Raw genomic sequence first — 12,709 nt, 5'->3', positions numbered from 1 at the left:
ACACAACAATGAACAGCAAGTTATTTAAAACCCCTTTGCTGGTTGCAAGTATCAGCACCGTGTTTATGAGCGCCGTGAGTTACAAGGTCAACGCCCATGGCTTTATGGATTTTCCCAAAGCAAGACAATCAATTTGTGAAGCACAAGGTGGTTACTGGTGGCCGGAAGATGGTACAAACATTCCGAACCTAGCGTGTCGCGCTGCGTTTTTAGAGTCGGGTTATGTCCAGTTTATTCAGGAACATGAATTTTCAGTAAATACCGCAAATTACAATGATCAAAGTGCTGTTGAAGCCAACGTGCCTAATGGTCGTTTGTGTGCAGGGGGAGACAACCGCAAAAGAGGTATGGATGTACCCTCAGCACATTGGCAAAGTACTGAGATCATGCCTAACGCTAATGGTGAAGTGGCAGTAAGGTTTCGAGCTACTACGCCACACAACCCAAGTTTTTGGAAGTTTTATCTTACCAAGCCCGGTTTCGATAGAGCTACGGACACGGTGCGCTGGGAAGACTTAGAACTTATCACAGAGCTGGGTAACGTAGATTTTGTCAAAGACCCTGATGGCAAACGTTTTTATGACATGAAAGTGAGTATTCCTCAGGACCGCGTAGGTGAGGCTGTTTTATATACACGCTGGCAACGAATTGATGCAGTGGGTGAAGGTTTTTACAACTGTAGCGACGTAACTATAGTGCGTGACACAGGTCCCATACAGTGGAGCAGTGCCGGTTATTTTGTTGCCCAAGGGCAGCAAGCGAACGTGGGTGATACGGCATGGGCGCGGGTATTCGATGAAACAGGTAAGGAATTGGTGAGTACGTCGCTGAAGGTGACGGATTTTAACCACGGCAACTGGGCTGAACAACTCGCACAGATGTTAAACCTTGATCACGCCAGCATTATGCAGGTTGGAGTTAAAAACAGTGATGGGGAGATTACGTTTGACGCGCAAAACCTACTCTCCAATGAAGTGTTTGTGAGTAACTCAAGTTATAGCTACAACCTGACTTTGCAATCTGCACCGGATAACACCCCCCCACAAATCCATCAGCCTGAGCCGCTCGTGATGGATGAACTGTCAAGTACAACGTTACATCTTCATGCTTTTGATGATGAGCAGCAAACTTTGTCATATCAATGGCAGGTACCACAGGCTCTGAGCTGGACAGGAACGGGTGCTACGATTGAATTGTCCGCACCAGAGGTGTCTGCCGACACTGAGTATACCATCAATGTGACAGTGTCAGATGGTGAACTAAGTACATCGGCACAAGTGTCAGTGACGGTGAAGGATGTCAATCAATCTGAGTTTCCAGCATGGCGCCCTGAAGCGACCTATGTGGGTGGAGACAAAGTGTCTCACAATGGCAAAAACTATCAGGCGAAGTGGTGGACTCGAGGTGAAGAACCGGGTACAGCCTTGGTTTGGCTAGCACTGTAATCCGCTTAACACCGCCACTGATGGGTGGCGGTACACTGTGAGCAGAGAGTTTATTTAGTATTGGTACAACAATCATCCACCTTTATTGGCTGGATATAACATGTAAATAAGGTTGAGAAAGTAATGAAAGTAAAACAACTTACAGGGGCGATTGCCCTGGCGATGATGTCTGGAGCTGTAGTTGCGGCTCCTTCAACACCAAGCTTAAGCTGGGAGGCGCAGCAGTACTCTTTTGTAGAAGTAAACCTAGATGGTGCTGGTTCATATAAAGATCTTGTAAAAGCAAAAGAGCAGGTCAACATCAGCATAAAATGGAATGCTTGGAGTGGCTCAGGTGGCGACGGCTATAAAGTTTACTTTGATGATATGCTTGTAAATGAGGGAACGTTGCCTGCTGGAACTAAGAGCGGCACTATTGAGTTCCCTTATACAAGTTCAGGTCGCCATACTTTGTATGTTGAGCTATGTGAAGGTCAAGCATGTGCGCGCAGCGCAGGTAAACAGATTGTGATCGCAGACACAGACGGTGGTCATTTAGACCCACTGCCAATGAATGTGAATCCTAATAATAAAGATTATGGTACTAACCCGAACTACGTGACAGGTGCATATTTTGTAGAGTGGGGTATCTATGGCCGCAATTTTGATGTAACTAAAATTCCTGCGCAGAACCTATCTCACTTACTATATGGTTTCATTCCAATTTGTGGTGAAAATGAGTCGTTAAAACAAATCGAAAACGGTAACAGTTGGCGAGCGTTACAAACTGCTTGTGCGGGCAGCGCAGATTATGAGGTAGTGATTCATGACCCTTGGGCTGCGGTTCAAAAAGCATTGCCAGGTGTTGACTCTAAAGATCCTATCCGTGGTACTTATGCGCAACTAATGGCACTTAAGCAACGTTACCCTGACCTAAAAATCTTACCTTCAGTGGGGGGATGGACACTTTCTGACCCATTCCATGCTTTTACCAACAAAGCAAATCGTGACACCTTTGTTGCATCAATGAAGAAATTCCTAAAAACGTGGAAGTTCTATGATGGTGTCGATATCGACTGGGAATTCCCAGGTGGTGATGGCCCTAACCCAGACTTAGGTGATCCGGTCAATGATGGTCCGGCATATGTTGCACTGATGAAAGAGTTACGTGCGATGTTAGATGAGCTAGAAGCTGAAACTGGTCGTCAATATGAACTGACCTCTGCAATCGGTTCTGGCTATGACAAAATTGAAGATGTTGACTATCAAGCTGCTTCTCAGCACATGGATTATATCTTTGCAATGACGTATGACTTTTTCGGTGGTTGGAACAATGTAACAGGTCATCAGACTGCTCTGTATTGTGGTTCTCATATCAGCACTGATGAATGTAATGGTACGGGGCTAGATGACAACGGTGAGCCTCGTAAAGGTCCGGCGTATAGTGCTCACAATGCTATCAAGTTATTACTTGCACAAGGTGTTGATTCTAAAAAGCTAGTTATGGGGGCTGCAATGTACGGTCGTGGTTGGGAAGGTGTAATGGAAGCAAATGCGACCATTGCGGGTAACCCAATGACAGCACCGGGTAACGGTAAGTTCACAGGCTCTACTTCAGAAGGTGTTTGGGAAGCGGGGATCATGGACTATAAAGGCATTGTTGCTAACTTGCTAGGTCCAAATGGTACAGGTATTAACGGTTTTGAAGCCGGCTATGATGATCAGGCAGAAGGCGCTTATGTTTGGAACCGTAGCAATGGTAAATTACTCACTTACGATAACCCTCGCTCGGTCATGGCTAAAGGTAGTTATGTTAAAGTGAACGATTTGGGTGGTCTATTCGCTTGGGAAATTGACGCTGATAATGGTGATATTCTAAATGCGATGCACGAAGGTCTAGCTGGTGATTTACCACCTAATCGTGCTCCAGTTGTGTCAGTCGATAGCCAAGTAACTGTTAGTAACGGTGGTACAGTGACGGTTACTGCAACGGCAACGGATGCAGACCGTGATACGCTAACGTATTCGTGGACAGGTGATGCGCCATTAACGCTTGCAAATACAAATACTGCCAGCGTTTCAGTAACAGCACCAACTGTTGCAGCGGATACTAATTACACACTGACTGTGACAGTATCTGACGGCAAAGTGGCGGTTTCTAAAGATGTTACAGTGACTGTAACTACTGCATCAAACTCAGCACCAGTGTTACAACCAATTGCTGATGTAATGGTAGACGAATCGGCTCAAGTGAATGTAAGCGCAACTGCGACAGACGCTGACAATGATGCGTTGACTTACACTTGGGATGTACCGGCTGGTCTGACGCTGGTGGGCTCTGGTGCGAACGTTAGCCTCAGTGCGGGCGAAGTCGCACAAGACACTATGTATACCGTGTCGGTTACGGTTTCAGATGGTAAAGCTTCGGCTTCTGAGTCTTTCAAAGTGACCGTTAAAGATGTTTCAGAGCCAGTAAATACTTGGGATCGCAACACTGTTTACTGGGGTGGTGATGTTGTTGTGCACCAAGGAAAAGAGTACCGAGCTAAGTGGTGGACCCGTGGTGAAGAACCTGGCACTGCGATGGTTTGGCAAGCACTTTAAGAACAGTGAGCAAAATGCTGCATACTTGAGGGTTGACTCAAGGACGAGCACAGCAAATGCCAATTAAGTAATACGAAGCCAGCGCACATAAAGCGCTGGCTTTTTTGCATTCAAACTCTGATGAAGCAGTATTACGTCTAGATTTAAATTGCATGATCTTATATCCTGCCCGCTCTGGAATTGCTGTAGGACATTTACCGTCATGCCATCACTCAAACACCGTATAGTTTTTACTATGTTGCTGTCACTTTTTCTTTCAATTCTCATGACGTTATGGGTGACTTATATCAACTTAGGACTAAGTGAACACTTTTTGATTGACTGGGGACGAGCTTTTCTGTTGGCTTGGCCGGCCGCCGCCGTGATTTCATTTTTCAGTGCGCCAGTTGCACAAAAAATCACTCAAAAGCTACTGCCCTAACTCACATGTTGGTTGTGTTTGTTGCAAATATACAATGTATTTAAGACATAGTTTGAGCTGATATCTGTACTTAATTGGTAATATCTCGTTAATCTTCCATACTCAAGTGAGCGCTTTTAATTTGGGCTGAAGTAGCAACTTGTATTACAGACTCTTTTACGTTTTATTGATTTTCTATACTCATCACTCTCATAGTTGTGAACGCACTTTTAAAGTAGGTGTGGGCACGTCTTGGCCTCCTTATGTCATGTATGATGCTGAGCGTTACTTTGGTTTAGATATCGATGCAACCACGCATATCTTTACTAAAGCTGGATTGTGTATCAGTTTTGTTAAGCTGCCATCTTCTGCGCGGGGTATTACTGAGCTTGAAAAAGGCTTTATCGATATTCTGCCATCTGCCAGTTACAACGATCAACGAGCTAAAATTGCTTATTTCAGTGCCGAATATCGCAGAGAACGGATGCGTTTGTTTACTTTGTCTACGATGGTTGAGGTTGAAAGTCTCGGTGAACTGTTCAATCAAGGATACTTATTTACAGCCAATCCTGGAGCGTATTATGGTGAGGAGCTGGCAAGTATTTTACGAATCGAACAGTTTAAAGAAAATTACTTTGAAGTGGCGAGTTTGTCGCAACGCATGGAGCTAGTGCGCCGAGGTCGTGTCGACTTTTTAATTGAAGATGAAGCTAGTGGCATTTATTATAAAAATCGTTTGGGTTATGACACGCTTCGTCTACACCCTTATGTGATCCATGATAATGGCATTCATTTTATGCTCAACAAAGACGCGTTTGATATTGAGCAAGTTGCACGAATAAATCGGGCAATCAGCTTAGCCTCAGAGCAGCTCAAAGCAATTGAGCTAAAGTACCAAGCTGATCTTTCTGAATCATTATCCCAACCGAGTCACTTCTAGCTCTATGGCGCCGCGGTTTAGTCCATAATCGCAGCATATATCATTGGCAAAAGGCGTGAACTCGCCGTGTTCATTAATCTTGATATCACCGCCACCATTGAGCGCAAAGGCAAGGTTGTCATCTGCATTTATACAACCGACCAATGAAAACCAAGGCCTGCCAGGTAGTCGCTTATATGGCTCCATCATATCAATCGGTAGTCTTTTGACGCCTACGGTACGATTATTTCTTTGCCAGCCACTGGCCGTTACTTGCGTATCTTTGTCATACCAGATTTGGTGATTAATAGGCTCTATTCGATAGGTTGCACCTTTTTCCAACCATAGTCCGGTGTGATTGTAGTGCTCACATGCATACACTTTGATGTTTTTACGCTCGCCTACTTGTAAGATATTAAGTTGTTGGGTGGGCAACTCAATATGTGGGTTAATGCCGACACATTCCAGCGTTTCTCCATTGGCATATTCTAGTAGATGTTTTAGGCCTTTGAGCGATTCGGGTCGATAACTACTGTTATTGAAGACTCGCTTAGCAACACTGTGATGAATAATGGGTGGTATGTCAGTGACTTGGTTGTCTTTCATGACAACACATAAGCGGTGCGTAGCCTTGAAGTTAATGTTGCTCCAAAAATAATCATGTTGATGACTCGGTGCTAGTGCGTCGGGCTTAATTGCTAAGTCATCTGCATCAATGAGCAAGGTACCATCGTTTGGTAGTAAGCTCTGATAATCTATTTGTTCACGAGTGAGTAATTGTAGGGGCACAGGAAGTGTTAACAACCACTCTAGGGAATAGCGCAAACAAATATCAGATAAGCCACTGCGATAAAAACCACCTCCGATATCAGAGTGGCTTCCAGCAAACCACACTTCATGAACATTTGGAGCTTGGTTAAATAAAGTTGCTTCAAAAGCCCGACGTTTGTCATCGAGGCTAACACAATGCAATGCAGCTTCGACGTTATTGGGGACGTCATGGTCTGAAAAAATCACATGTTCCGTGCCACAGGTCGCTTTGGTTATTTTGCTAAATCCAATTGAGGCAATGGTATCAAAAACACATAGATATACGTTGCTATCAGTATGCTTTTCGAGACACTTTGCAAACCTGCGAGCCAATGCTGCTCCTCGACTAAAACCGATCAAGATAATATTATCTCCGGTTTTGTAATGTTGCTCAAAGTCATGCATTGCATGTGACAAAATACTGGCGACATCACAGCTTTGAGGTGCCAAAATCTGATTAAGAGTCTTTTTTACAGCACTACCTTGATTACCTATTCCGCTGTAATAAAAGCATTTTTGAGAAGGAAAGTGGCTTTCTGCTTGAGGGTGAATACGTCCTCCCAGTAGTAAATGCAACTTTAATACATTGCTTATTTCACAATCTTCTTTAAATTGCTCTGCACTGTACTGTTGACTATCTCTGGGTTCGCTCCCTGTGCCGTCAAAACTAAAAATCAATAACGAAGGATCGGATGGATTAAACATGGCTTTCTCCTCATATGCACAGAAATGAATTTGCCAACGCACGCAAAATTTGCGTATTAGCGTTAATGCTAAACACAAAATATGATACTTTTAAGTCAATAAATTACTTCTAATTGAGACCTTATCATGGAGCATGGACAGCAGTTGCTAGAAAGCTTATCGCAACATTTTGGTTTTGCCAGTTTTCGTCCAGGTCAAACTCAAACTATTTCACATTTGTTGGCCGGCCATTCATCGCTTGCGATTTTCCCAACTGGGTCGGGTAAATCTTTATGCTATCAATTTACTGCATTGCATCTGCCTCATTTAACGCTCGTGGTTTCTCCATTACTGGCTTTGATGCAAGATCAGGTGGCATTTTTGCAAGGAAAGGGAATTGCCGCTGCAACATTGGACTCCAGTCAATCAACTGAGCAAAGTCAAGCGGTGATGCAGGGGGTACGCAAGGGTGATATCAAAATTCTTATGGTTTCAGTAGAGCGCTTTAAGAACGAGCGTTTTCGGGAGTTCATAACAGGTATTAAGGTGTCTATGCTGGTGGTGGATGAGGCACATTGTATTTCCGAATGGGGGCATAATTTTAGACCAGATTATTTAAAGCTCCCAGATTATCGACGCGAGTTAAATATTCCGCTAGTACTGTTGTTGACTGCCACAGCGACCAAGAAAGTAAAATTTGATATGGCCAAACGCTTTGATATTTCACCGCAGCACATCGTGCAAACGGGTTTTTATCGGTCAAATTTAGACTTGTCGGTATGTAGCGTTAAAGAGCAGGATAAGCTTGTGCAATTAGTGCAGCTTATTCGTTCACAACAAGGTGCTGGTATCGTTTATGTTACGTTGCAACAACAAGCGCAGCAGGTAGCAAAGCAGTTACAAGCTTCTGGTATTAAAGCTGAAGCTTATCACGCAGGTCTAGGGGATGAGACACGCCGCCGTGTTCAACAACAGTTTATGGATAACCAAATTCAGGTTGTGGTGGCGACCATTGCTTTTGGTATGGGTGTGGATAAGTCGGACATCCGCTTTGTGATCCATCATGACTTACCCAAATCAATCGAAAACTATAGTCAAGAAATCGGCCGCGCAGGGCGAGATGGGCAGCCAGCCTATTGCACTGTGCTTGGCAATTTGGACTCAGTGACAACCGTTGAAAACTTTGTTTACGGTGATACCCCAGAGCGTTCGGGTATTGAATATGTCATAACTCAATGCCTAAAAGAGCAAACAGGTGGAAAGTGGGAGGTACAGGAGTTGCCTTTGTCAAAAGCGAGTAATATTCGTGTTCTGGCATTGAAAACGCTGTTGGTACAATTGGAAATTCAGGGCGCGATCACGGCTAAGTATGCCTATTATGCCGATTTTAGACTCAAATTTGTTACACCCCAAAGTAAGTTACTCAGTCGCTTTGACTCTACAAGACAAGCATTTTTGAACCTGATATTCAGTCATACCCAGTTCAAGAAAGTATGGGGAACCGTAGATATTCAAGCGCTGGTTGCAAACGGGGCCGATAGGCAAAGAGTTGTTGCTGCACTTGACTATTTGCATGAACAAGGACTCATCGAGCTCGAAAGTAAACGACTGGTTCAGGTGTATGATGTAAATACAGAGGTGCTATCGCAGCCTGAGTTGGCCCGTCATTTGTATCTCTATTTCAAAGATAAAGAACAGGCGGAAATTAAACGTATTGCTGCAATGGTGCGCTTTTTTGAGTTAGACCGCTGCCTAAGTGCCAACTTAGCTTACTATTTTGATGATCATCAAGTTCCTAAATGCTGTGGTCACTGTAGTGTGTGTCGTGAGCAAGTGGTGAGTCTGAGTTTGAGTAAAACGCCAGTAGTGCCGGAAAATGACGAGCTGCGCAACTACGTGTTTGCCATGCAAAAGCATTTAAGACAAGGTGGTATTGAGGCTACTAAAGAGACAGTGATCCGATTTTTGGCGGGAGTCACAACGCCATTAATCAGCCATTACAAGCTAAAGCAGCTACCAGGCTTTGGCTGTTGTGAAGGGCTACGTTTTGCACAAATATCGGATAAAGTACAACTGTTAGCATTGGTCTCTAGTGAGCATTAAGCCTATTGGGGTCACAGTATATTCAGGCTTACCAGTGTAATGTGAGTCATAGGAGTGTGATTATGAAGTCGTATTTATTATCTTTTTTACTAATGTTTAGTAGTGTAAGTATTGCGCAGCAGAGTATTTATACTTTTGATGGCAACATTACCAACATCCCTCCCAGTGCGTTTGTTAACGACAGTAGACAATATCCAAAAATCAGTGACTTTAGCTTGCAAGCATATTTTCCAATGAGTAGTGAGCAAGGAGATAGAGCCGCGCTGGTAACAATAAAGAATATGGCCAGTGGCAAGCGCTTTCTTCAAGCTGAACATGTGATGGCCGTACTGGCTGATGGTACGCGTCACACACCAATTACGACAGTTAATAAGCTTGCGCTAGAAGGGCAACAAACGGTTACCTTGACCGTAGAGTTTGGTCGCCACGACTATCCGATAGTAAGTGTGTATACTTCTGAAAAACTAAAATAAACAATGTAAATTTCTATGCATCCACATATCGAGAAACTATACCAAAGTGCGGCTAAGTCAGAACGTTTGATCATTGGCCTGATGAGTGGCACTTCGCTGGACGGCCTAGATGTTGCGTTATGTCGCATTAGTGGCAGTGGCCGAGATACGCAGGTGGAAGTACAGGCGTTTACCACATGTGCCTACCCGCAGACAGTCAAAGATAAAATTTTGTCAGTGTTTGCTAAGCAAACTGTGAGTCTCGAGTATTTAACCTTACTCAATGCTTGGCTCGGTCAATATCATGGTGAGTTAATCAACCAGTGCTTAAAAAGCTGGCAGGTTGAGGCCAATGATGTTGATGTCATTGCTAGCCACGGGCAGACCATCTTTCATTGTCCAAAGCATCAGCACTCTTACCGTGATTTTGGTAATGCAACCTTACAAATTGGCGATGCAGATCATATTGCAGTCACGACTGGCATTACCACGGTTGCTGATTTTAGGCAAAAACACATCGCCGCAGGGGGCGAAGGTGCGCCTTTGGCGCAATATGGAGACTACTACTATTTTGCAAGTGATACGGAACACCGTGTGCTGCTAAATATGGGGGGGATTGCCAATTTAACGTATTTGCCAAAAGGGGCAGGTTTGGAGGATGTGGTTTGTAGCGATCTTGGCCCAGGAAATACGCTGATGGACGCTTACATGCGCAAGCACTTTTTACAATCATATGATGAGAACTCAAAGCAGGCTAAACAAGGGACGATCAATCAGGATTTGCTCGAAAGGTTATTAGCAGAACCTTTCTTTGCGATTTCCTTACCAAAAACAACAGGACCTGAGCTGTTTAACTTGATGATGTTGGAGCGCGCACAACAGGACTGTGATACTGGGCAGCTTAGCCATCAAGATGTCATGGCAACTCTAAGTGCGTTCTCAGCCAACGTTATTGCGACACATATAAACTCACTATGTGATGAGCAAACTAGGGTGTATTGTAGTGGGGGTGGTGTACACAACCCCCTGCTAATGCAGCAAATCAAACAGCAACTAGCAGCGCATATTAGTTTGCATAGCAGTGATAGGCTTGGTATTCATCCCGATGCGAAAGAAGCTGTGTTGTTCGCAATACTGGCCAATGAGTGTTTAGCTGGTAAAAGCACAAACCATAAAGGCCAAACCGTAGCAAATGTCACTATGGGTAAAGTGAGTTTTGCGGATTAGCTATTAGGCGTGCTAAAAAATGGCCAGTAGAGATGCCATCAGGTTGGTTGTATGACGTTTAACTACTGATGCAACCATTAATGGTGATGTTTTTGTATCGAGTGGCCTATTCACAGATGAAGTGTTGTTGATATAGGCATTGTATTCCACCGTATTTTTTACCATACCATGGCGACCCACCAAGCTAAGTTGAACAATGTACTCGCCCGACTGCCCTTGACCTTTTAATATGAGATTTTCGTGCCCAGTGTCTAGCGCGTGTTTCGTGACGGGAGTTTCTGCGCTGAAGCTCGCTGAGCGGGCTGTTACAGAGGTTGCGTATAACGCAATGGCATCACCAAGCTGAGCATCAAATGGTAGCTCACATAAAAACGGTAGACCTATACCATGATATTCAAGTTGCAAGGTATCGTACTGCAATGCGTGTAGACAGGCTTGATCTTCAGCATGTTCATCTAATGCGCGAGCCGAGAAACTCAGCAGTACCGGTGGTTGTGTCATCGTCTTCAAGTGGTGGTTGATTTTAAGTGGGGCGCATTATTGCGCAGTTAAATGACAGTTTTATGACTTTGTGCGCAATAATAGCCAAAAATGTAGCAATACATGGCCACTTGTTAACGATGCCAAAGAGTATTTTAAATTTTCACTCTACAACCTACGTAAACTGCTAAGCTGTGCCCTTCAAATGTTCAAGACATATCACGACAACATACTTATTTTTGCAAAAATAGTAAATCCAAAATATTGGCTTGTGTATAATTGAGGGACGTATAACAAATAACAAGCCTTACATGATTAAATCAATACTTAAGACCTTAGCTATTCTAAGCATTGTTGTTGCTTCCCCTTTTGGTGCTGCTTCAACTATTTGGACTGAAAAATGCGATAATGAAAGCGACTTAACTTATAGTGAAAGCGCTAATACACCTGCTGCAAAAGGGTGTATTTACTTGATAAAAAACAACAAAGTAAAACTCAGTGACAATGAGCTTGTACCTGCCATCAATGCTGCTGTTGCGGCGCACTATCGCCTGATTATTATACCAAAAAAGAATGACAATAATAATGAACCTTATATTGTGACAGAGACAATAAAGGTGCCTAGGTACCCGCTTTATAGTGATGAGATGAAGATTGGCAATGTTTCAATTGTTGGAGAATATTATGCTGAGTTTATAAAAAGCGAGCATTTTGGAGGTTCTGCTACAAAATGGAAAGATATGTCGGATAGCGAAAAAGAAAACAAACTTGTAGCGATTAAGCTTAACCGTGATACAGGATACTTATTTGACTCTGAAGTTAAGACAAGCAGTGATTCAGAAAGTACACAACTCAATGATTTCAATACCAAAGGCTTCACGTTGAAAGGCCTGAAATTATCAAACGAAGCTTGCGGGGGTGAAGGATGTGGAATACTCAAATATAGAGGTAATTTTTCGACCATAGAGCACAATGTGTTTGATATACCCAATGGTGAGTGTATTAACCATCATATATTCATTGATGATACGGCAGAGGAGAATGTTGCTGAGGGAATTAACAGCAAAATCATTAATAATGACTTCGATTGTAAGTATGTTTTGAAAAGTAACGTCCCAAATACATGTAAAAAAGAAATTAGAAGTGAAAAATTTATACGCATATGCAATACACCAAGTGATACATTTTTTGTAGGTAATAAAGTAACTTGCACCGCGGGTGCTACAGGTGACAGCTGTATTAAACTATATGGTTGGTCTGGCGCGCTTGTTAAAAACAATAAGTTCACTTTAAGCATGAATGGAAATTGTGACAACAAGAGTACTTATTTTTTCAATGCCCACAAGGAAGGCTCTCTTCAAATAGTGGACAATGAGTTTAGCTATGATACTACATGTTCCACGTCGCGTAATAGGTTATCAGACAATCATCTCGGTCGCTGTGATGTAGGCGCGAAAGTGACGCCTATTGCTTATATTGAGCAAGGCAGTGTTCATAAAATAACTGGAAACACTTTTCCAGGCGTTTCTACTCCAAGTATAGGAATGACAGAGAATGCTGCAGTTCACTTATCTCGCACGACTCTTTGCAAAACCAAGTAACTAAC

At 43.3% G+C, this 12,709-nt stretch carries 10 protein-coding genes; 8 read left to right on the top strand and 2 right to left on the bottom strand.

Going from position 1 to position 12,709, the window contains the following annotated elements; all coding sequences use genetic code 11:
- Positions 1 to 8: 8 nt before the first annotated feature.
- The 4 genes from BIW53_RS18720 (at position 9) to BIW53_RS18705 (ending at position 5,368) form a co-directional block, all read left to right on the top strand.
- Complete coding sequence (locus BIW53_RS18720) at positions 9 to 1,445, top strand: lytic polysaccharide monooxygenase (RefSeq protein WP_070993552.1); 1,437 nt, start codon at positions 9 to 11, stop codon at positions 1,443 to 1,445.
- Between the two features lie 123 nt (positions 1,446 to 1,568).
- Entirely contained in the window at positions 1,569 to 4,028 is a 2,460-nt protein-coding gene (locus BIW53_RS18715; RefSeq protein ID WP_070993551.1) for a glycosyl hydrolase family 18 protein, read from the top strand.
- A gap of 202 nt (positions 4,029 to 4,230) precedes the next feature.
- Entirely contained in the window at positions 4,231 to 4,449 is a 219-nt protein-coding gene (locus tag BIW53_RS18710) for a DUF2798 domain-containing protein (RefSeq protein WP_070993550.1), read from the top strand.
- A gap of 220 nt (positions 4,450 to 4,669) precedes the next feature.
- Positions 4,670 to 5,368: a substrate-binding periplasmic protein gene (locus BIW53_RS18705; protein ID WP_245699483.1), complete on the top strand. Its 699-nt coding sequence runs from the start codon at positions 4,670 to 4,672 to the stop codon at positions 5,366 to 5,368.
- Here BIW53_RS18705 and BIW53_RS18700 read toward each other — a convergent pair.
- Entirely contained in the window at positions 5,345 to 6,862 is a 1,518-nt protein-coding gene (locus BIW53_RS18700) for a phospholipase effector Tle1 domain-containing protein (RefSeq protein WP_070993548.1), read from the bottom strand. The genes BIW53_RS18705 and BIW53_RS18700 overlap by 24 nt on opposite strands.
- 126 nt (positions 6,863 to 6,988) lie before the next feature.
- On the opposite strand from BIW53_RS18700, the gene BIW53_RS18695 reads away from it, so the two are divergent.
- From BIW53_RS18695 to BIW53_RS18685, 3 genes are all read left to right on the top strand, one after another.
- A complete protein-coding gene (locus tag BIW53_RS18695; RefSeq protein WP_070993547.1) occupies positions 6,989 to 8,944 on the top strand; it encodes a RecQ family ATP-dependent DNA helicase in 1,956 nt (651 codons plus the stop codon).
- A gap of 62 nt (positions 8,945 to 9,006) precedes the next feature.
- The gene (locus BIW53_RS18690) at positions 9,007 to 9,417 is read left to right on the top strand and encodes a hypothetical protein (protein ID WP_070993546.1); all 411 of its coding nucleotides are present in this window, start codon (positions 9,007 to 9,009) and stop codon (positions 9,415 to 9,417) included.
- A 15-nt stretch (positions 9,418 to 9,432) separates the two neighbouring features.
- On the top strand, positions 9,433 to 10,623 hold the full coding sequence (locus BIW53_RS18685) for an anhydro-N-acetylmuramic acid kinase (RefSeq protein WP_070993545.1): 1,191 nt from the start codon (positions 9,433 to 9,435) through the stop codon (positions 10,621 to 10,623).
- A gap of 12 nt (positions 10,624 to 10,635) precedes the next feature.
- Here BIW53_RS18685 and BIW53_RS18680 read toward each other — a convergent pair whose 3' ends face one another.
- On the bottom strand, positions 10,636 to 11,124 hold the full coding sequence (locus BIW53_RS18680) for a hypothetical protein (RefSeq protein ID WP_070993544.1): 489 nt from the start codon (positions 11,122 to 11,124) through the stop codon (positions 10,636 to 10,638).
- Between the two features lie 290 nt (positions 11,125 to 11,414).
- On the opposite strand from BIW53_RS18680, the gene BIW53_RS18675 reads away from it, so the two are divergent.
- A complete protein-coding gene (locus BIW53_RS18675; RefSeq protein ID WP_070993543.1) occupies positions 11,415 to 12,704 on the top strand; it encodes a hypothetical protein in 1,290 nt (429 codons plus the stop codon).
- The last annotated feature ends 5 nt before the right edge of the window (positions 12,705 to 12,709 follow it).

Source organism: Pseudoalteromonas byunsanensis (assembly GCF_001854475.1).
Taxonomy (GTDB): Bacteria; Pseudomonadota; Gammaproteobacteria; order Enterobacterales; family Alteromonadaceae; genus Pseudoalteromonas; species Pseudoalteromonas byunsanensis.
This window is presented reverse-complemented; position numbering and strand designations above follow the sequence as displayed.